The sequence below is a fragment of the Salinispora oceanensis genome, from assembly GCF_000383575.1.
Classification (GTDB): domain Bacteria; phylum Actinomycetota; class Actinomycetes; order Mycobacteriales; family Micromonosporaceae; genus Micromonospora; species Micromonospora oceanensis.
In genome coordinates, this window is the sequence record NZ_KB911579.1 from 2,740,504 (window position 1) to 2,760,695 (window position 20,192).

Sequence of the window (20,192 nt, forward strand, 5' to 3'; positions counted from 1 at the left end):
TCAGTTCCCTGCCCTTGTCAGGGCGCTGATCTGGCGGTTGAGATGCCGTACGTGAGTGTCGGCAAGGAACGGCTGCAAGCGGTGGTGTAGTTGGTTAAGTTTGGAGCCGACCACGCCCGAGCCGCTTTGGCGGGCAGTGTCGAGGGCGGCGCTGCCGTAGAGCACGATCTGGTGTACGTCGCTACGTTGGACTCCGACCAAGGCGAGGTCCGTCAGAACGGTTCCGCGTCGTCGCGTGGAGAGGGTCTGCGACAGAGCGCCGGACAGCACCGGCTCGGCCAGGTCTGGCCGCCTCAACTCGACGTAGCAGGCTCCGCGTTCCTCGGCGAGCCGGGAGCCGTCGAAGCGCAACCAACCGCCGTTGTGAACCTGGCCGGGCAAGTGGTTGACCTCTTCAGCTTGGTCGAGCGCCCGCCGGCATCCGCCCAGGTCACCGAGGCCCGCGAGAGCCTGCGCCTGCACAGTTCGTGCCCAGTGCCGGGTCGACAGCGCGCTGTCGCCGTTCTGGGCCAGGTCGGCGGCAACGGCCAGCATCGGTGCGGCGTGCCGGAAGTCGCGCTCGTAGACGCTGATGAAGGCGTGACGGATCATCGCGCACGTCCAGAGGTCGTAGGCAGCGGCTTCTCGCGCGGCGGTCGCTGCCAGGGTGTAGCAGTGCGCGGCCTCGCTGTACGAGTTCGCGTCGAAAGCGACCTCGCCGGCGAGCTGAAGCAGGTCAGCGGTGACCCCGCAGAGCCGACGGTGCACGGGTGTCGTGTGGGATCGGCGTAGGTTGGCGGTGAGCATCGTCAGCTGACGGTTGACCAGCGGTGATATTGCCGCCTTGGACTCGGCCGCGCCGAAGGCCGCCCACAGCTGGGCGTTGAGCCCCTCGTACTCGTCGAGGGTCGCTGGGTCTAGTCGCCTGTTCCCGTCACTCGAGGACTCGATGCGCGCCCAGTCGAGCTGGCTGCCCGGGACGGGCGCGGCCAACAGCGCACCTGTCAGACTCAGCAGGCGTAGCAACTCGCGGCGGTTCATATCGCCAGTGTCCGTGATCTCCCCGCCGATCAGCGACTCACCCGGGTCATCATCGGCGGCGGCGAGCGCCTCACCCGGAAGTATCCGTTGCGCAACGGGGTCAGTATGGCGTTGGCCACGGGTGATGTAAAAACCTAGGTCGGCGTCCCGCGATGCCTTCAGCACCGCACGGAACGCCTCCCGGGTCGTGGGCTTGGGCCAGCGGTGTTCTCCCCGCTCAAGTTTGCCGACGTGGTTGGCGTCCATGCTGGTTCTCGTGCTGTAGGTGTCCCACAGGTAGTTGTTGACCGCCTCGGCGACCTCCTGCCGCGACATCCGACGGCCTGAACCGCTCGGGGACAGAAGTCGGCGGCGGGCGTCGCTGAGCAGGGTGTTGGGGCCATCTGACACACCCGACTTCCGTGCCAACCCATCGCCGCCCGTCGAACTCGCTGGTAGTCCTATCAGGCGGCCCTGCGAGATCGCTGCCACCCTCATCCCTGGCCTGCCGGACCTCGGCTTCCCCTGCCGAACGAGGCGATCCGACGGTCCGGTTTGCCGGAATGCCACGCCAGAATGCCAGCGTGACTACCTGATTACAAGACGAACTACCATCGGAACGTCAGGCTGACGGACCGCAACCGTCCGGGTGGCCTGCTCGCCCCTGACAGGCACGGCAGTGCCACCAAGGGCTGCCGCAACCAAACGGGCCTACTGATCTGCCGCCGAGCGAGCGTCACGGTGAGTGATGGAGTTCGGTGGAGATCGACGTGCGGTCGTGTCGAGATAATTGCGGTGGGAGACACCTCGACCAATAGGCAGCCGGATCGCGCGATGTTCGATCCGAGGTGTGTTTTTCTGCTCCTTTAGCGCAAACCATTCGGTCAAATGACGAGACAATCTCGCGCTTACCGCTCTGATTCCCTAACGACGTCGGTGACGCCATATGCTCCGGCAGCAAGCAGCCGATCCAGCAGGTCGAGCACCCTTGAACGGCTTTCTTTTGATGTCGTCTGGGCGTACGCCCGCACCAGCAGCTTCCCCACTTGCCGCGCATCAGCCGCGGCACCGGTCCTGACATCTCCGGCGTCTGCGCCGGAGACATCAACGAACCGCTCGCAGCACAGCAGTACCAAGTCATCGACCTGATCCGGTGCGCGCTCCAATGTGATCAGCAACTGCGGCAGAGCGTCGACGAAAGCGGCAGATGCGATAAGGCTGGTGAGCGTTGCCTTAAAGGAACGGAGTTTTTGTCCCCGCAGCGCGCCGGCGACTTTGGCAGCTGCCTTGTGGACGTCCTCCCGCGAGTCCTCCATGAATTGTTCCAGGGCCCGCCTCGCCACCTCGATGTTGCCGGTCTCCAGGAGGCCGAGAGCACATGTGGTGGCCGCTCCTGCGCGGGCGGGAACGTCGTCCATGCCGAGTACATAGTCGAGCAGGTCCGACCTGCCCCACTGCATGGCTGCCAGAGCAGCCAAATGGCCGCCGACCTGTCGGGTCTCGTAAACAGGCGATCTAATCATCCGCTCGATCACCGGGCCTGCGACATCGGGATTCTCGTAACCGAGGTGTGCGGTTAGCCGTCCGACCGCTTCGGTGGCCAGTAGCATGTCATCTGCATCGACAAGAAGGTGGAAGGCGCGCAGCGCGTCTCGTCGAGCATGCCTGATGCTGGCATGGATGAGGTGAGCCACACAGGCGCGCACCGTGGTCGCCCGGTCCGACGCCAGGCGATCGAGCATGGGCAGGACCAGTGCCGTCCGGGAGCCATCGGCGTCGTGCACAAGGAGATCACCCAGAACCTCCGCGTTGCTGCCACGTGCAGAGTTGGCCCCTGAGCTGTAAAGGTCCTGACCGCCAGTATGGTCACGGTTGGTATGCCACACCTTCAGGCTGCCGTCTATGGGATCACTGGCGTTGGCTGCTCGGTCGAGCACGATCTCCATCACATCCTGCGGTACTAGCTTGAGGTACTTCCGCAGCGCCCAGCCCACCCAGCGGTCGTTGGCTGGCTGGCCGAGCGCAGCAATGTGGCGGACCGTCTCGAAGACTGCGGCAGGGTCTGCCCTGCCCTCCCCCTGAGCTAAGCCAATTAGGACGGCAGTCCCGTAGGCCGGGTGGGTCTCGGTGGTGAATCGCAGTGCCAGGCGTGCAAACCTCTCTGGATCGGCAGCAGTCTGTTCTTGGAGAACGCCTGCCTGTTCCTGAGCACCGCCGGTAAAGGTTCGCCAGTCGATCTTTCCGGCGTTGTGCTTGACCATCGCGCGCAGCCACTGCTCGTCATTCATTTTTTCGGCAGCATCGCGAGGGATTGGTGGGCCGACTGAACCGCCCGTTACGCCTTCCGGCTCAGGCGGCTGGTCGGTACCTATCCTCCGCCGCAGTTCGCCGAGGCGACGTCGTCCCACTTCCGAGAGACGCGTTTCATGCAGTGCCGATAACAAGCAGAACATGTACCAACCTGGACGGCGCTTCTCCCACGAAAAGCGGAGTGCCAGGATAGCGCTTTCGAGATGCCGGAAGGACTCTTCGGCAACGAACGGACTCATAGCCTGGATGACCTGCCGTGCGGACCAAACTCCGTTCGAGATGTAGCCACTCATGAAACGGTGGCTGCCTTGAAGCAGGAGGTCTGCTGCCCACTGCGCAAGCGGTTGCCCTGCCGTTCTCAATCCTTCGTATAGCAGCCATTGCGCCGCTTCATGTGAGTCAGCCGCAAGAAGGTCCAGAGTGGGCCGCGCCGCAGCAAGATCGCGCTCCACCTCTAGGCGAATCGCCGCTGCCGCCCCTGCCAGGAGCGCCTCATCCAGCTCATCTGGGTTGTTGTTCGGTAACCGATAGCTGAAATGCCTGTCCCGCAGGGGACGCTCATCTCGGTCCTTGTACACCGTCAGGGCCATCACCCGCAGCATGTGGGGAATGATGAGCTCACAAAATGACTGCGGGGCACCATCAGCGGCCAGTTGCACCAGCTTGACTGCGCCGTGATCCCGGTCGAGCAACGCAACAACCTTGCACTCATCGTTCAAATTCAATGCCCCGGGTCGATCAACCAGGAAGGCGGCGAGTAGCTCTACAGCCCATGCCGGTTGATGCTCGCCTAGGTCGTTCGCAGCAAGCCAAAGTTCGTGCTCTGCGCCGTCGTACTTCCCTTCTCTGACAGCCTCCAGAACGAGGTCGAAAAGATTCCGGTTTTGGCGGAGATCAGCGAAGCGCACGACCCATTGAAGCCAACCCGGATATTCGGCCTTCGTAAGGTGAGATCGCAAAATATGCGCCAGCCGATCGGGGTGACGCTTGGCTGCCGCCGCCATAAGATCCAGAGCGTGCGAATGATCTACCTGATCCGCCGCGCCTAACCACTCCTCGATCATGCCTTCGGTGTCGAGGCGTTCGAACCAACTGACGTGGCCGAGTGAACGCCATAGCTGATTTTCAAAGGTCGGGTGTGCCTCCAAAACATTGGACACCATCGCCCATTCGCCCGCCGTCGGGCTATCGAGTGCCCCAACGAGAGTGAGGGCCACGTCCTTTATGTGATAACGTACGGCGGAGCTCGTCAGCAGTGCTTCGACCTCTGTCAGGAAGCGGTTGGATTCCAACTCACGCAGGTAGTTCACGATCTGTCGAACCTGTGCTCGCCGGAATAGTTCTTGCTCGCTGCCCTCAAGGAACTCAACGAGTGTTTGGTCACGCCTCGTCCACACACGGGCGAAGGCATAGTCGAAAAACGACTCGTGAAAAAATGAGATTTGCTGGCCGTCGCGAACCAGAACGTGCTCTGAAACCAGAACATCCGCATCAACCGAGAGGTCACCGTCGTCGAGCACGGTAACTGGTACTGAAAGTTTCTGCCTCCCGCTTATCGCCTCGGCGAGCGTCGAGACAACGTGGTTGAACCGGACCGAGGCTCGCCTCTGTGTGCAGTCGATAAGCTTGCGCTGCCAGAAAGCGTCAAGCAGATGATTGGTCGTTTGGAACGAGAGGGCGTTCGCCTCATCGGCTATGTGCCGGAGTAGTACCAAATTCAACGGTGAGCTGAGGAGCTTCTTTTGTTGAACATTGAGAGTCGACGCGTCGAGGCCCATTGCCCGAACCGCCTCCACGACCTGCACGTCAGACAGCTCCCCGACGTGGACACGGGCCGATCGTTTCTCGCTCACGAGCTCCCGGATGCGGTAGTCATTATCGACATCAAACTTGCGACAGGCGAGGACGACACGCATTTCCGGGAAGGCAGATGCCTCACGTACCAGATTGGCGACGGCGTCATAGTTGGTCGGCACTCGTCCGGAGACCAAGCTAACGGCGTCCAGTTGGTCAACAATCAGTACACACCCACGCTCCCCCGCAACCGCCGCGAGCGCAGTCACGGGCGAGACGTCCAAGCCGACTCTACGCCCAAGGTCCGTCGTGGTAGAGAAGGGATCGATTCGATCCAGTCGGAACCCGAGGACGGGCATTCCAGTGCCTCGCAACGACTGAAACACCTGATGCAACGCAGCTGTCTTGCCTCCGCCCGCAGAACCTGTCAAAAGAAACAAACGGTCCGGGCCATTGAACGAGTCGAGAAGTTGGGTCGCTTCCGTCCGAGATATCGTGGGCTGAAGGAGTTCACGCTCTATGCTGACGGCCCATCCGACAGTTATTGACTCGGCCTGCTCGACCATCACCTTGCCACGCCGGGCATCAGAACGCTGGAGCCCATACCGGTTCAGCTCCGCGTCAATCTTGGCGACATCGAGGCGAACACCGAGGTTGTTGAGAACCAAGTCGCCAAGGCCGGCTGCGGCTAGCGTCCCCGCCGCACCCTCTAGCTGCAACTCGGCCAACGTTGCGTTGACCTCGATGATGTCGTCTTCGCTCGGCCAATCGATCCAGAACCCTCTGAGTAGCCGCCAAGCGAGCTCAGCATCCCCGAAGATATCGGGCGAGCAGAGACCATCAAACGCCTCGCGTAGGTCTTTGTTCGTTAGCCAATCACTCACCAACTCGGTGGCACCTTCGGCACGTCTTGCCCGACTTGCCAAGCTCTTGAGCGTCACGGCCGGCACGATGGATATGAAGTGGAACTGTCGGCCCGCGTCGACATGGTGCCGGACGTTCGCCCATACGCCTTTGTCGTGAAGAGATTTCACCGTCCAGCTGTTGGCGTTGTAGTTCTGGCGCTTCAATTGGTGAACCTGGACGACTTCACCGCGCCGGTAGGTGAATTCAACGCCCAAGGCGAGGTCATGAAAATCCTCGACAGTTACGGACTCTGCCCTGCCCGCGAGCACATAGAGGAGGTGCCGGACCGTCCACGCGCCCTCATAGCGATTGCCGAACTTGTCGGCCTCGCCGCCGGACCGGGGACTCACGAGCATTCCTCCGTCGTTCGCAATTCGGGCGCACACCCTCGACCACATCAGTGTTGCGGTTCCGCGAGAGCGGGAGTATATACGACGGCACGAGCGAGACGGGGGCTGTGTTTCTTTGTAGTCCCCGTCGAGCAGCCTGGCAGGTCCTGTGGGTGATCAACCATGCGCGCCCCGGGATGAGCTGCCCAGCAGAGCCCGCTTGGAAGCGTGCTTGGGTGGAAGGCGCTGTTCGCCGGCCCCGCAAGACCAGCGCCTTGTTCTGCCGCGATCCGGGCGCGTTCGGCACCCGTACACCCACCCGACGTCCGATGCCCCGGCCGAGCGGCCGGGGCATCCTTGATCGTCTACTCCAACGCGAAACTGGCTTCCACGATCAGTGATCGACCGGTTGCGTTTCGCGTTTGCAGTTCTGTGACGTGCCCCCGGCAGGAATCGAACCTGCGACACACGGTTTAGGAAACCGTTGCTCTATCCCCTGAGCTACGAGGGCGCGAGCGCCCAGTCTAGCGACCCGGGGTTCACCTGGGGTGGCAGGGAGTGGCCCGCGTTCACCCGCGTCACCCGGACCCCTGTTCGCCCAGCCCAGGAGCGCACCCCGAGCACACGTACCCCGGGTTGCGACCGGCGGTCGGCCCCAGTGACCCGTGTTGGCACCGGTTCACCCGTGTTGGCATCCGCTGGAGAGCACACACCGCGCACATCGTCGAAGATCATGTGGGCTGCCCTCTCCTAGCTGGGCATCGCGTGCCTCGGGGGATTCGACCAGTTCGTCATCAGCCGCGTGGTGGCCAGTCGTCGCTGTCGCGGTTCAGGTCCTTTGGGCCGAGGGGGACGTCGTCGTCAGCGAGTCACTCGTGCGTGGCCGGCTCATGGGATGAGGTCGTCTCTGCTGTAGTGGCTCCACCAGGTATGCCGGTGTCTGCGGAGTTCGCCGGTGGTGCGGGTCAGCAGGAGCCAGTTGCCGTTCTGGACCAGCGCCGCGTCCTCCTGTCGGGCGGTCAACACCTGGGCCACGGCCTTCATCATGTTCGGGATCCCCTTGTCGACCAGGTCGTCAGCCTTCATGGAGAAGTCGATGTCGACGTACGTTTCCGGCTCCCACCCCCAGCGGGTGCCGTCGTCGGCTTCGGCATCGAGATGGCCGTGGCTCCCTGAGGAGACGGTCAGCGCGTATCCACGGGTGTCGTAGAGGCGGGCACTGAACAGCCGCAGACGGGTGCCGCTCGGCCTCGGCCTCTCGGTGACATCGGCCGCCACGAGATCAGCCACGTCGTTCAAGGGGAGGTCGCCCGCCAGGGTCAACCTGAACTCGACAGCCATCTCGACGGCTACCCTCCGTCTCGATCAACGATTTGCACCATCGTGCTTACTCGCCGTTACCGAACCGTGTGCCTTCGCGGCTACGCGATGCCGCGTCAGACGACGCCTCGCACAGGCGAGCCAGAACAAGCCCTTGCCACCCCGATTCATAGACGCGTCAGGGGTAGAGAATCCTGTCGTAGTCTTCGTCGTACCAGCCGTCGGTGTTGTGCTTTTGAAGGGTGCCCGCGACACGGGTCAGCATCAGCACGTCGCCGTTGAGGGTCAGGGCCGCGTCCTCGGCCCTGCTGGCGAGGGTCCTGGCCACGGCCGCCAGCATGCGGGGCTTGCCCATGTCGGCCAGGGGTCCTTGCCCATGTAGAAGCTGACGTCGCGCGAGCGCCATCCGCGACCTCGTCTGGAGCGAGCGGCACGTCAACGACTCCGCTCCCACATTGATGCGTAACCTCGACGCTGTTCTACTCCACGCGGCGGGACTGAGCCGCGACTACGAGCACCGGGCCACCGGCGGCTGGTTGGCGGCATGGCCGGAGCCGACGGGGGTGGGGTGCTGGTCGAGATGGCCGGGACACCACTGGCCCCCACGGCCTCGACGACGGTCGCCAGAAGCCGGGGGTGACGATCCGACCTGGTCATTGCCACAAACGGCTTCAGTGACCAAGGCGTACCGCCGACAGCGGCGCGGCTGCAGGCCGCTCGGCGCCCCTCAGGGGAGGTCAGTGTGAAGCGGCCATCTCGACGGTGCCACCGAGCCAGCAGCCTTCAATCCCGGTCTTGGCTTGTCGGAAACGCACCGTAATCAGTGATGGGCGGCCCATGGCCTGGCCTTGGCGTACACGTACTGTAGTGCCGGGTGTAACCCTTGCGGAGGGAGTTTGCAGGAGTCCGAACGCGAGGGCCGCGGACGCGACACCCGTAGCCGCATCCTCCGGATATCCGGCCGACCGCGGGAACTGGCGGGCGTGCACCACCCGCCCGCCGGATTCGTCGCTCTTTTCCGGGAAGGCGTACGGGTAGAGTCCGGTACTGCCCAGGAGGCCGCATAGTGACTCGACCTGGTCGAAGTCCGGCTGGAGTCGGTGCAGGACCTCGGTGCTGGCTAGCGGGACGAGCGTCTTGATCCGGCTGGTGACGGCGTTGACAATCGGTGCGGAGTCGAGGTCGCTCGCCGCAATCCGCAGCACATTCAATAGTGTCCGAACGGCGGATTTGTCGTCAAGGGTTTGCACCCGGCCCGCCGGCTGGCTGATTTCCACCAGCGGCGGGTCGCCTTCACCCGTGATGTGAGCCTCTACGACACCGCTTGGCGTCGAGATCCTCGCCATGCTGCTGGGAAGGCGGCCCACGCGATGCAACAGCCACGTGGCGCCGACAGTGGCGTGCCCGCACATCGACATCTCCTCGTTGGGCACCCAGAAGCGCATGGCGAAGTCGCATCCGGATTCGGCCGGGGCGGGTAGGACGAACCCGCACTCGAACCCGTACGAACGGGCGACGGCTTGCATCTCGTGGTCAGACAGCCGGGCGGCGTTGAGTACGATGGGCGCAGGGTTCCCGCCACCGGGACCATCGGGAAACACGGTCAGTAGATGTATGTCAGTGCTCACGGCCATACTTTCCCAGACTCAGGTCGTCATCGTGGCTCGCCCTCCAAGAGGGTGGCGTAACTGCTGCTCCTCGACGCGGGCCTGACGGAAGAACCGGTCCACGATCATCGTGCTCACTGGACACACTGACCATTGGCTCAACGCTCGGCCGTCCAGCGAACGTACGGGCGCAAACTCCAACTCAGTACCGCGTCCTGGCAGGGCCGCGACGGCGCCAAAGGCGCACTACTGGCCACCTACGCGGCCACCCCGATCCGACACCGGCTTCGCCGACACCGGCTTCGCCGGCCGCCTCGTCGACTGGGCCCGCGACCTGCTGCGCACAACCGTCGAGATCGTCCGCAAGCCCGCCGACCAACGCGGGTTCGTCGTTCACCCACGCCGCTGGGTCGTGGAGCGGACCCTGGCCTGGCTCACCGCCCACCGTCGCCTGGCCCGCGACTACGAAACCCACCGCGCGACGTCCGAGGCCATGATCCGATGGGCCGCCCTCGGCGGCATGCTCCGCCGCCTTGCCCGAGGCGAAGCCGCCACCCGCCAACAACGCCTCACCTTCAACACACCCGACTGACAGCAAAGTGAAACGCGCTCTCAGCCGGCTGTATGCCGATCGGGGCTGCGACTACGAAAAGCTACCGCCACTACAACGGCGCCACCTTGCCCACCTGTAGATGAGCAGCCGCACTGCCAATCGGTCCCCTGTTCTTTCGATCCGTCGCTGCCCCTAACCCATGCGACGGCTTTCTGCAACATTGAGGCGTTCCGGGGTTGAGCGGGTGAACGTAACCCGCCGACTAGTCTAACGGCGTGGGCCGTTATGTATCCGTTATAAACATCGCACCCGTGCGGAGAGTGGCTATAGGTTGCAGCAGCTTGTTACCAACTCCATCACTGAATACGTCTAATTAAGACAAAGCTCACCTTCGCCCTAACAATGCGTAGGTCGGTGGCACTCTGCGTGTGGGGTCGCTGACGGGCGCGGCGTGCGCCCTTTTGGGAGCATGTATCCGATTTTAGGTTTTTGTTACAGCTATATGCTGTATGGCTCGTGCGCTATGGTGCTGCTACTACTCGTCCTTTGGGCGTGGGCTTCCACTTAACGCCCGCTTGCCTCAATCCGACCTGAGAGGAATTCGCCTGGGCCCACCTCCCTCCACGGCAGTAAATGCCGTGGCGGCAGGCGGTTTCCATCTATCTATGAGTGAAACTTCGAAACGCTTTTGCCGTCTTAGGTACCGCTGAAAGTTACTGGCAACGACGTTCACACGGGGAAACAGCAATTGCGCGTCTTGGTTTGCGGAACCAACCGACCCTGCCACCAACGCCTGGCTGACGACGGGCACGAGCTCGTTTTGCTCAATTGCGCCGGCTCCCGCATGTCCGCACCGTCGACGTGTTGCGTCAGCCCGGCAGCGCTGCGGTGCCAGTACGCCATAGCTTCGACCGCACTGCCCTCGTGGTGGTGGTCGGCGACACGGCGGAGCAACGCCCGCTTCGACCAGGTTTCGCGCGCGGAGTTCCGCGGCTACCTCGAATGGGTCGCCCAGTCCCACGACAATATCGCCTTCGGCGAGAAGGTTCTCGCCGTTGATTTTCACACCGACAGGTTCACTATCGAAACGTCGAGCCGGCGCAGCGAATGAACATCGACTTGTCAAAGCTGCGGCCATAGAGTCCCGTGTCCCGGCCCGTCGTGCGACGGGCCGGGACACGGCACGAGGGGTGGAAACTTTGGAACAGAAGCATCTACTGGTCGTCGGGGGCCTCGACCACACGCTTGCCCGGATTGAGAAGATGGGCGTGCGCTACTCTATGCTGCAGACCCCCATTAGAGTCAACGAACGGCAGTATGGCGGCGCCCAGCGGTACGCCGTAATGGACTACGAGCGCCTCGACGAAACGCTGGCACTAGCGCGGGCCTGGCACGGCGTTGATCCGTTTGACGCGGTCGTGTCCTTCACCGAATACGGACTCGAACCCGCCTCTCGCGTCGCGGCCGACCTCGGCGTGGCCGGAGACAATCTCGCCGCTGTTCGGGTCACCCGATCCAAGCCCGCCACGCGCGCCCTGCTCAACAAGCATGGACTCAGTCCGGTACGCCACCGCAGCTGCGCGAGCGTGGCGGACGCGCGGGACTTCCAGCGGGAGCTGGGCGGTTGCCCGATAATGCTCAAGCCGCCCGCAGGCGGCCTCAGCGAGGGTGTCTACCTTGTTGAAACACCCGAGCAGCTAGACGAGCGATGGGCGTGGACCCAGGGTTTCACCGACGAAGCGATCCTCGCCGAGGAGTTCCTCAGCGGACCGGAATACAGCGTTGAGTCGATCTCCCGCAATGGTGTCCACGAGGTCGTGGTGATCACCGAAAAGCTCACGACCGAAGTCCCACGTTTCATCGAGCTTGGCCACCAGGTGCCGGCCCGCCTCGGCGAGGCCGCCTGGGAAGGCATTGTCGATCTGGTCACCAGGTTCCTCAACGTCATCGGGCAGCGCACCGGCCCTGCGCACACCGAAATCCGGATGACCGCCACCGGCCCCAAGATCATCGAGTCCCAGACCCGCTTCGGCGGAGACCAAATCTGGGAGCTCTGCGAACTGGTCAGTGGGGTCGACCTCATGTCGGAGACGATCGCGTCCCTGCTCGGCCTGCCTGCACCGGATCGGGTACCCGCTGCGGCTGCCGCTGCCATACGTTTCTTTTCCTACGAGGACGTTCATGTCGTGGACGTCGCCGGCATCACCGCGGCCCGGTCGGCCCCTGGAGTGGTGCGCGTGCTGTGCACGCTCACGCCAGGCCAGGACCTGCACGCGCTGGTCTCGTCCGACTCGCGCCAGGGTTATGTCCTCGCGGTCGGCGACAACGTCGAGACCGCGGTGGCCCGAGCGACGGCCGCACACGACCTGGTCCAGGTGGCCACCGAGGCGCGCCATGGCTGAGCGGCCCACCCTGCGCACCGCCTACATCGCGGTGCACTATTTCATGACCAACCTGGGTTTGTTCGGCCTGCTCTCGACCCTGGTAGTGACGCTGAACGCGGCTCGGTTCTCCGCGCCGCAGATCGCCGCGCTCGTCATGATCTTCACGATCACCAACAAGATCGCCAAGATCCCCCTCGCGCCGTGGCTCGACCGCATCCCCGCCGCGAGCTCCGTGCTCATCGGCTGCCTCATGGCCGCAGCCGGATTCGTAGGCCTACGTGCGGTTACCGGCATGACGCTCACGGCAGTCGCGTTGATACTTGCGGGAACCGGAGTTTCCATCAACGCCCTCGCCAGCAAGCAGCTCGCAGCGATCGCTAGCGACGACTTGGCCAACCGGGCTCGGCTGTTCTCCCTCATCAACGTTGCTGTTAATGTCGCATCCGCTGTCGCCGCACCTGCCGCGCTTTTCTTTGCCGCACGCAATAAGCAGGGCTACGTACTGCTCGCGGTCGCGGGCGTCTACTGCCTCGCCGGTATTGTCACCTTCCTGCGGTACTCCGTCGGCCGCTCCTTCACCGCCGGATCGTCCGCCCGCACCTCGGTACGCGACTACTGGGGCATCGTCCGCCTGCCTGGCATGCGCTCCTTTCTCATCATCAACTTCTTCGGCTGGCTGCTTTACGGTCAACTCTTCAACGCCCTAGCCCTGCACGTCTCGCAAACACTCGACTCGGCGGACAGGCTCGGTGTCATCGCATACCGACGGCTCACCGATCACGGGCTCAGTGCAATGTTCTGGCTGTTCGCGGCAGGACTGGCGCTCGTCTTCGCAGGGCTGACGCAGCGGCTACGCGGTTCCAGCGTCGGCCTGCGTGAACTTGCCCGGACGGCCGCATGAATCGGCACGCCGTTCGCGTATGGGCTATACACCCTGCGACTGGAGGTTGGTCCAACGCAAGGGCACGCTGCTCGGGGCCCGAAGCGGTCCGCCAGGGTGCGTCCACGCGGCGCACAGTCGACCTGAACTCCTCCCCCCGGAGCGTTGTTCCTGGTCCACGAGGACCCGTGCGAGATCGAACGGGCGTGCCGGACGTTGCGGATGCTGGAGCAGGAGCTGCTATGACCGCCGCAGGACTGGGAGGACGACAACGATGAAGATCGCGGTGATCGGCGCCGGTGCGATCGGTGGCTACTTCGGCGGCCGGTTGGCGAACGCGGGCCACGAGGTGGGGTTCCTGGCCCGTGGCGTGAACCTGGAAGCGATGCGGCGCCAGGGCCTGGTGGTGCGCAGCGTCGCCGGCGAATTCGTGATGCCGGAGGTGCTTGCCTCGAACGACCCCGGTGACCTGGGCGTCGCCGACGTCGTCCTGCTGGCGGTGAAGACCTGGCAGCTCGATGCCGTCCTCGACAGCCTGAACCCGCTCGTCGGAGCGGACACGGCGATCCTCACGACTCAGAACGGGGTCGACACGCCCGACCGGGTCGCGCAGCGGTACGGGCGGGCGGCGGTGCTGCCCGGCAGCGCGAAGGTCTTCGCGAGCCTGGAGGCGCCCGGTCAGGTCCGGCACGTCGGCGGACCGGGCCTGCTGACCTACGGCGAGTGGGACAACCAGGTGACGCCGCGGGTCGACGGCCTGCGCAAGGTGTTCGACGACGCCGGCGTACCGACGGCCGTGCCGGCCGACATCTGGACCGAGCTGTGGTCGAAGTTCCTCTTCGTGGTGCCGTTCGGCGGGCTCGGCGCCGTGACGGACGCCAGCATCGGTGTGCTGCGCACGCGTCCCGGCACCCGGCAACTGCTCGTCACGCTGATGGGCGAGATCCGCGATGTGGCCCGGGCCATGGAGGTCGACCTGCCGGCCGACATCGTGGAGCGCACGTTGGCCTTCGTCGACCAGCAGCCCGCGAACGGCCGCTCGTCACTGCAGCGGGACATCCTGGCGGGTCGCCCGTCGGAGCTGGAGGCGTGGACGGGGGCGGTGGTCCGGCTCGGCGCCGCCACCGGCACCGCGACGCCGGTCCACGACATGGTGTACGAGCTGCTCTCCGCCCGCGTGGAGCAGTCGGCGCTGGCCCCCGGATGACCCCGGTCCTCGCCGCTCCGTTGCCCCTTTACGAGTTGGAAGCCTGATGGACACCACCACTGTCTCTGCGCCCGGTGCGGACGCTGACCTAATGAGATCAACCGAGCGCTGACAGGACCTGTCAGACAGACTCGGTCCGGTAGCCGCCGGCGGGTGAGCACTCGGTGTTTGACCAGAGCTGTTGTGAGTTCTGAGGGCAGATCGTGCCCGCGTTGGTGGTCGGGAGACAGAACCGCAGCACACCGCGGTGTTCGGGGCGTTGCTCTCCCCGAACGGGCGGTACGTCTGGGCCGGCCGGTCGGGATCACCGAGATGACGGTCGCCGCCGACCTCGCCATCCACGGCCCCCACCCGCCAGTCCGGCCGTCCCGACTACGGCCCTGCTCCGGCATTGCTGATCGCGGCAGGGGCGGTCCTCGTCGCACCCGGATCCGCTTCAAGAGTCTGCCGCGGACCCACACCGACTGGCACCACACGATCGAACCCAACGACCAGGGCGGGTACGACGTCACCTGGCGACTGGAGGCGCGCGGCCCTCTCTCGATCCTGACCCTTCCCGTCACGTGCCAGGTACCTCGTTCAGGGCGGGTCAACGGCCTCCGGCGCGGTCGAGGTACCGCCGATGCAGCGCGTACCAGGCAGCGCCGATGGCGAGCACGCCGATTCCCGCCCCAACGCTGGCTGGGGGCAGGCTGGCTGCCAGCGTGACGCAGCCGGCCAGCCCCAGCACGGCGAGCAGCCGTACCGGCAGCCGACGGCCCGGGTCACGGCCGAGGGTGAGCGCCGCGGCGTTGGTGATTGCGTAGTAGACCAGCACGGTGCAGCTGGAGAAGCCGATCGCCCCGCGGACGTCACCGACGAGGACCACGGCCGCCACCACCACGGCCACCGCCAGCTCAGCTCGGTATGGCACTTGGTGCACCCGGTGCACGGCGGCCAAGCCGACCGGCACGTCCCGTCGGCGGCCCATCGCCAGCAGGGTCCGACCCACGGCGGCGAGCAGCGAGAGCAGCACCCCGATCACCGCCACGGCTGCGCCGGCCCGGACCACCCAGGACAGGCCGGGCAGCCCGACGGCGGTCACCACGTCGGCCAGGGGAGCGGCGGAGGCGGCCAGCCGGTCCGGGCCGAGCACCCCCAACGTGATCACCGCTAGTACCAAGTAGATCGCCAGCACCATACCCAGCGCCAGCGGCACCGCTCGGGGGATCGTTCGCCTCGGGTCGCGTACCTCTTCGCCGAGAGTGGTTATCCGGGCATACCCGGCGAAAGCAAAGAAGAGTAGCCCTGCGGCGGTCAGCACACCGGGCGCACCGGCACCGCCGACGTCGCTGAGCACCCGGCCGCCGACCGAACCGACGCCGCCGATCCGCTCCGCTGCGAAGCCGGTCAGGCCGACCACCGCGACCAGGGACAGGACCCCCAGCACCACCCCGACCAGCACCTTCGTGGCCCGCGCCGTCTTCCCCACACCGCGCAGGTTCACGGCGGTGACGGCCGCGATGGCGATGATGGCAACGAGCCGGGCCCGCTCCGGCCAGAGGTACGCCCCAACCGTCAGCGCCATCGCCGCGCAGCTTGCGGTTTTCCCGATCACGAAGCCCCAGCCGGCCACGAACCCGGCGAACGGGCCGAGCCGCTCCCGCCCGTAGACGTACGTGCCGCCGGACTCGGGGTAGCGGGCCGCCAGCCGGGCCGAGCTGGTCGCATTACAAAACGCTACGAACCCGGCCAGCGTAAGTGCCACCAGCAGTCCGGTCCCGCCGGCCGCCGCCGCAGCTGGAGCGAACACCACGAAGACGCCCGCGCCGAGCATCGCCCCCGTCCCGATGACCACCGCATCAGTTACCCCCAGCCGCCGCGCCAACCGCTCCACGGACCAGACCCTAGGGGGCCGAGGTGAACAGCGTGAATTTTACCCAAACTGGCTTGTGTATATTGGGCTCGTGACGAGTCGGCGAACAGCCCTGCGGCAGGTCCTCCACCGGGCAGCCGGTGCCATGACCGCTCAGCAGGTCGCAGACGAAGTGGGCTGGCCGGTCGAGACCACCCGGCTGCACTTGGAGGAGTTGGTTGGCGCGCAGCTCGCCGAGCGCGTACCCGGTGCTCCTCGCGGCCGTGGCCGCCCACCGATGACCTATCGCGCAACCGTCGGCATGGACACCGCCGGACCCACCCGGTACCGCTTGCTGGCGGGGCTCCTCGCGCGTACGTTGCGCGAGCAGCCGAATGGTCGCGCACTCGCACGTGCCGCCGGACGGGCGTGGGCATCCGAGCAGCCGACGGAGGCTATCGACGGCGCCCCACTCACTCGGGCCGCAACCGCGCTCACATCCCGCTTCGATGCCCACGAGTTCGCGCCAACCGCCACGCTCACCGGGAACCGCGCCGACATCACGTTATGGCACTGCCCCTTCCTCGACCTCATACCTGACTACGGCGATGTCATCTGCTCCCTACACGACGGCATGGTGGACGGGATCACCCGCGCCGCTGCCGGGGCATCGGTGGCGGCCCAACTCACCGCTTTCCCGCGACCTGACTCGTGTCAGATCACATTGACCCGCCGCACCCGAAGGAAAGACTGATGCCCACGACGCCAATGAAAAGTCTGCACGAACTCGGACAGGAACTCTTGACCCGCGCCCACGAAGCTTCGTCCGGGCGCGCCGCGGCCACGCTCAACGCCGATCACCGCAGCCTGAAGCAACTAGTGCTGGCACTGCGGGCTGGATCGGCGTTGAGTGAGCACGAGAACCCAGGACAGGCCACCCTGCAACTGTTGTCGGGAACAGCCACCGTGAGCACCACCGAGATGACGTGGCACGGCTCCGCGGGCGACTACCTGGTGATTCCAGATCACAAACACGACCTGCGAGCGGTCAGTGACGCTGTTGTCATGCTGACCTTCGTCAAGGATGCCAACCGGCCTGAGCCACCCGCGGCCGCCGACCTGAGGAGCGACACATGAGCATCGTCAAAATTAATGCGATAGACATCGTCGAGGGTCACGGTGACGAATTCGTCGAACGGTTCTCGGCACGCCCCGGCAAGATCGAACATGCGGACGGATTCGAGGGCTTTCAGGTGCTGCGTCCCACCGACGACCGCACGACCTGGTTGGTGGTCACCCAGTGGCGTGACAGTGAGGCGTACGACGCCTGGTACGCCACCCGCCCGCATCGCGCCCCCGAATCGGTGACCTACGCCAACAAGTGGGAGCTGTGGTCCTTCGACGTCCTCACCGCGGCGAATCCCGCCTGAGGCCGCCCCTGCCTGGCCGGGGTCAGAACTACCCCGGCCCGGCGGGATCAGTCCGCGGATGTGCCCGAAACCGGTCCAGACCCGGCGTCGACAACCGCATACATCATCGAGGGTCGCGAAGGGTTCCCGCTTCCTGCGAACTGGCCCTGGCTGGCCGGTGGGAGATGGCCCGGCGGTGACGGTGCCGAGCTTCGAGTGCCGAGGTGGGAAGTGACCCGACTTGGGGCGAGCGTGCGGAGGTTCGGTGGTGGGGCACGTCGTTGTCGCGAGATGTCGTACTGACTCTGGTTGGGGTTGCGCCGCCACATCCGCTGATGGGGGTAGCGGCGGTGGGCGTCCGACCGCCAACCCGTCAGCATTAATGGGGCAGCGGTGCTGATCTTCGTTGGTCATAATGGTGTCCATGAAGCTTGCTGAGGCATTGGCGCTGCGTTCGGACGCGGCGCGCCGCGCCGAACAACTCCGTGCCCGCATCACGGCTAGCGCCCGCTATCAGGAGGGTGAGACGCCAGCTGAGGACGCCTCGGCGCTCCTAGCGGAGGCGGGCGAGGCGCTCGGTGAGCTGGAGTCGTTGATCCGGCGGATTAACCGCACCAACGCCGCCACCGTCGTACGGGAGGGGGGCACACTTACCGACGCGCTCGCGCGTCGCGACGTGCTCCGGCTGCGGCACCGCGTGGTCACGTCCGCCGCGGATGCCGCCGCGGGTGAAGGCCAGCGTGGGTATCGGCAGCTGCGCTCGGAGTTGACGATGGTTCCGGCGCTGTCGGTGAGCGAGTTGCGCAGGCAGGCTGACGACCTCGCCCGGCAGTTACGCGAGGTGGACACGTTAATCCAGCGGACGAACTGGGAGGTCGATCTGCTCGACTGATGTTGCGGAGCAGGTAGCCGACGTGGAGGCGTGCACGTACCCGCGAGCCGGCGGGCAATCCGGCTCACTCCCGGCGCGCCGAGGGCAGGCGCAGGGGTTCAATTCCCCGGCATACATCGCATGCCCAGCACAGCACACAGGTGACGGCGCACAGGGCACGGCACACCACCGGGTGCAGATCCACGACGGTGAGGGCGGGACAGGGGACTTCCGCAATCTCGTACAACAGGGCCGGCTGCCATGACCTCGGCAGGGGATGCGCGGCTTCCGCGCGGAGCCATGCGTCTTCGCCGAGGGCAGCGCCCCGAAGGCTTACGCCTTCCGGAGATGGCGCTCTGAGTTGGGCCAGCGAGGATGTCGCGGAAGTGGCTCAGCGGAGGGTGAGGACACGGGCCACGGCCGACATGACTGTTGGGGCCACGTCTTCGGGTGGGTTGTTCTTGCCTAGGTCGAAGATGATGTTGGTGTAGGTGTCGTGCGCCATCGACGACAGCAAGATTTGCGCGGAGCTCGGTCACGCCCCGCGCTGGTCGCTTCGACGGACTTGTCGAGGTGGTCGCTTGGTGCCGGCACAACCCACAGTGGTGGAAGCCGCTGGTGGGCCAGGGCTGATCCGGGCGTATCCGCGCCGGAGGTGGCTTGACCTCAACCACGGTTGAGGTGGAACGGTGCATCTCATGGCAGGGGCGGCGGTCCGGGCAAACCTGAAGGGTCCGGGGAACTGCGTGGACGGGCGCCGGCCGCAGCGAGCGCTAGCCGGGCCGGCCGGGCGACAGCCGGCGGTCACCGTGCCGGTTCGGACGGTTTTCGGCCCGTCGGCCCGGTCCGCGGGGGCTGTCCCGGGTGAGTTGGCGCTGCCGCTCCGATCACGCAGCCGCACTGCCATCTTCAGTCAGCGCAGCCGTGACCGGCTCGCGGAGCTCGTGGAGTTGTACGACCGGGGTGAGCTTCGCATCGAGGTCTCCGGCCGCTATCCGCTGCGCCGGGCGGCCGACGCCCACCGCGAGATGGAGGGCGGCCATGTCCACGGCAAGATCGTCATCAATCCGATCTGAACTCCCAACCGCGACCCGGAGGCCGCCCCGTGCAGCTGGAGATCTTTTTCGACATCCTGTGTCCCTGGTGCTACATCGGCAAGCGACGCCTCGATGCCGCCCTTGAGGACTTTACGCATCGGGAGGGGACGCACATTGTCTGGCGGAGCCTGGAGCTGGCTCCCGACGAGGGGCGTGAACCCGGGCCCACCGCGGCGGAGGCGATGACCGAGTGGATGGACCCCGCCGCGGTGCAGGCGCGGATCGCGCTGATCCAGCGGGAAGGCGCCGCGGTCGGCCTCCCGCTGGACCTCACGAAGGCGCGCCCGGTGAGCACCTTCGACGCGCATCGATTGGTCCACCTCGCCGATCGCGGGGGCCGAGCCGACACACTGCTGGAGCACTTGTACCGGGCCTACCACGTCGAGGGTCGTAACATCGCCGACCCTGGGACGCTCACCGAGTTGGCCGGTGCGGCCGGGCTGGACCAGACGGAGGTGGGCACAGTGCTAAAGACGGATGCGTACGTCGGCCGGGTGGCCGGTGACCGGCAGCGGGCCGCGGTACTGGGCGTCCGGGGCGTGCCGTCGCTGAGCATCGATGGTCGCCCTGCGTTCTCCGGGGTGCGACCGGTCGCGGCGCTACGCGCGGAGCTCGACGGGGCCCGCCCGCCGGCGGCGGAAGGGACGCCTCGCGCGGTTGTGGAGGGCTGACCGTCCTGGCACCACGCCCGC

At 65.6% G+C, this 20,192-nt stretch carries 15 protein-coding genes, 1 tRNA gene and 3 pseudogenes; 11 read left to right on the forward strand and 8 right to left on the reverse strand.

Features of this window, described 5'->3' with window-relative positions; genetic code table 11:
• The 6 genes and pseudogenes from SALPAC4_RS0112795 to SALPAC4_RS0112820 all read right to left on the reverse strand — a co-directional run bounded on the left by SALPAC4_RS0112795 (nt 1) and on the right by SALPAC4_RS0112820 (nt 9,292).
• Nucleotides 1-1,335: a hypothetical protein gene (locus SALPAC4_RS0112795; protein WP_018794749.1), complete on the reverse strand. Its 1,335-nt coding sequence runs from the start codon at nt 1,333-1,335 to the stop codon at nt 1-3.
• Between the two features lie 572 nt (nt 1,336-1,907).
• Nucleotides 1,908-6,365 (reverse strand): NACHT domain-containing protein, encoded by a 4,458-nt coding sequence (locus tag SALPAC4_RS0112800; RefSeq protein ID WP_019870656.1) that lies wholly within the window; start codon nt 6,363-6,365, stop codon nt 1,908-1,910.
• A 411-nt stretch (nt 6,366-6,776) separates the two neighbouring features.
• A tRNA-Arg gene (locus SALPAC4_RS0112805) sits at nt 6,777-6,849 on the reverse strand.
• A 377-nt stretch (nt 6,850-7,226) separates the two neighbouring features.
• Entirely contained in the window at nt 7,227-7,679 is a 453-nt protein-coding gene (locus SALPAC4_RS0112810; protein ID WP_019870657.1) for a SitI3 family protein, read from the reverse strand.
• A 157-nt stretch (nt 7,680-7,836) separates the two neighbouring features.
• A pseudogene (locus SALPAC4_RS25310) lies at nt 7,837-8,051 on the reverse strand (SitI3 family protein); the annotation flags it as partial.
• 344 nt (nt 8,052-8,395) lie between these two features.
• Nucleotides 8,396-9,292: a PhzF family phenazine biosynthesis protein gene (locus SALPAC4_RS0112820; RefSeq protein ID WP_019870659.1), complete on the reverse strand. Its 897-nt coding sequence runs from the start codon at nt 9,290-9,292 to the stop codon at nt 8,396-8,398.
• A gap of 259 nt (nt 9,293-9,551) precedes the next feature.
• Here SALPAC4_RS0112820 and SALPAC4_RS25315 point away from each other — a divergent pair.
• The 5 genes and pseudogenes from SALPAC4_RS25315 to SALPAC4_RS0112855 all read left to right on the forward strand — a co-directional run.
• Nucleotides 9,552-9,857 (forward strand): annotated as a pseudogene (locus SALPAC4_RS25315) (transposase); the annotation flags it as partial.
• A gap of 877 nt (nt 9,858-10,734) precedes the next feature.
• Nucleotides 10,735-10,929 carry a SidA/IucD/PvdA family monooxygenase gene (locus SALPAC4_RS0112835; protein WP_223874865.1) on the forward strand — a complete coding sequence of 65 codons (195 nt, stop codon included), beginning with the start codon at nt 10,735-10,737 and terminating at the stop codon, nt 10,927-10,929.
• 151 nt (nt 10,930-11,080) lie between these two features.
• Nucleotides 11,081-12,220 (forward strand): ATP-grasp domain-containing protein, encoded by a 1,140-nt coding sequence (locus SALPAC4_RS0112840; protein ID WP_223874750.1) that lies wholly within the window; start codon nt 11,081-11,083, stop codon nt 12,218-12,220.
• A complete protein-coding gene (locus SALPAC4_RS0112845; RefSeq protein WP_019870663.1) occupies nt 12,213-13,103 on the forward strand; it encodes an MFS transporter in 891 nt (296 codons plus the stop codon). Before SALPAC4_RS0112840 ends, SALPAC4_RS0112845 begins: the two co-directional genes overlap by 8 nt.
• 253 nt (nt 13,104-13,356) lie before the next feature.
• Nucleotides 13,357-14,289 carry a 2-dehydropantoate 2-reductase gene (locus SALPAC4_RS0112855; protein ID WP_019870664.1) on the forward strand — a complete coding sequence of 311 codons (933 nt, stop codon included), beginning with the start codon at nt 13,357-13,359 and terminating at the stop codon, nt 14,287-14,289.
• A gap of 589 nt (nt 14,290-14,878) precedes the next feature.
• Here SALPAC4_RS0112855 and SALPAC4_RS0112860 read toward each other — a convergent pair.
• The gene (locus tag SALPAC4_RS0112860) at nt 14,879-16,165 is read right to left on the reverse strand and encodes an APC family permease (protein ID WP_027644555.1); all 1,287 of its coding nucleotides are present in this window, start codon (nt 16,163-16,165) and stop codon (nt 14,879-14,881) included.
• A 55-nt stretch (nt 16,166-16,220) separates the two neighbouring features.
• Between SALPAC4_RS0112860 and SALPAC4_RS0112865 the strand changes: the two genes are divergently transcribed.
• From SALPAC4_RS0112865 to SALPAC4_RS0112880, 4 genes are all read left to right on the forward strand, one after another.
• Nucleotides 16,221-16,877: a helix-turn-helix transcriptional regulator gene (locus SALPAC4_RS0112865; RefSeq protein ID WP_027644554.1), complete on the forward strand. Its 657-nt coding sequence runs from the start codon at nt 16,221-16,223 to the stop codon at nt 16,875-16,877.
• 14 nt (nt 16,878-16,891) lie between these two features.
• Complete coding sequence (locus tag SALPAC4_RS0112870; protein WP_018820021.1) at nt 16,892-17,260, forward strand: cupin domain-containing protein; 369 nt, start codon at nt 16,892-16,894, stop codon at nt 17,258-17,260.
• Nucleotides 17,257-17,553: an antibiotic biosynthesis monooxygenase family protein gene (locus tag SALPAC4_RS0112875; RefSeq protein WP_019870667.1), complete on the forward strand. Its 297-nt coding sequence runs from the start codon at nt 17,257-17,259 to the stop codon at nt 17,551-17,553. The genes SALPAC4_RS0112870 and SALPAC4_RS0112875 overlap by 4 nt, the downstream gene beginning before the upstream one ends.
• Before the next feature lie 403 nt (nt 17,554-17,956).
• Nucleotides 17,957-18,424 carry a DIP1984 family protein gene (locus SALPAC4_RS0112880; RefSeq protein ID WP_027644553.1) on the forward strand — a complete coding sequence of 156 codons (468 nt, stop codon included), beginning with the start codon at nt 17,957-17,959 and terminating at the stop codon, nt 18,422-18,424.
• A gap of 373 nt (nt 18,425-18,797) precedes the next feature.
• On the opposite strand, the pseudogene SALPAC4_RS29220 reads toward SALPAC4_RS0112880, so the two are convergent.
• Nucleotides 18,798-18,899 (reverse strand): annotated as a pseudogene (locus tag SALPAC4_RS29220) (SitI3 family protein); the annotation flags it as partial.
• Nucleotides 18,900-19,101: 202 nt separating this feature from the next.
• Here SALPAC4_RS29220 and SALPAC4_RS0112890 point away from each other — a divergent pair.
• Both SALPAC4_RS0112890 and SALPAC4_RS0112895 read left to right on the forward strand, forming a co-directional pair.
• Complete coding sequence (locus tag SALPAC4_RS0112890; protein WP_019870670.1) at nt 19,102-19,479, forward strand: zinc-binding dehydrogenase; 378 nt, start codon at nt 19,102-19,104, stop codon at nt 19,477-19,479.
• 29 nt (nt 19,480-19,508) lie between these two features.
• Complete coding sequence (locus tag SALPAC4_RS0112895) at nt 19,509-20,171, forward strand: DsbA family oxidoreductase (RefSeq protein ID WP_019870671.1); 663 nt, start codon at nt 19,509-19,511, stop codon at nt 20,169-20,171.
• Nucleotides 20,172-20,192 lie beyond the last annotated feature (21 nt).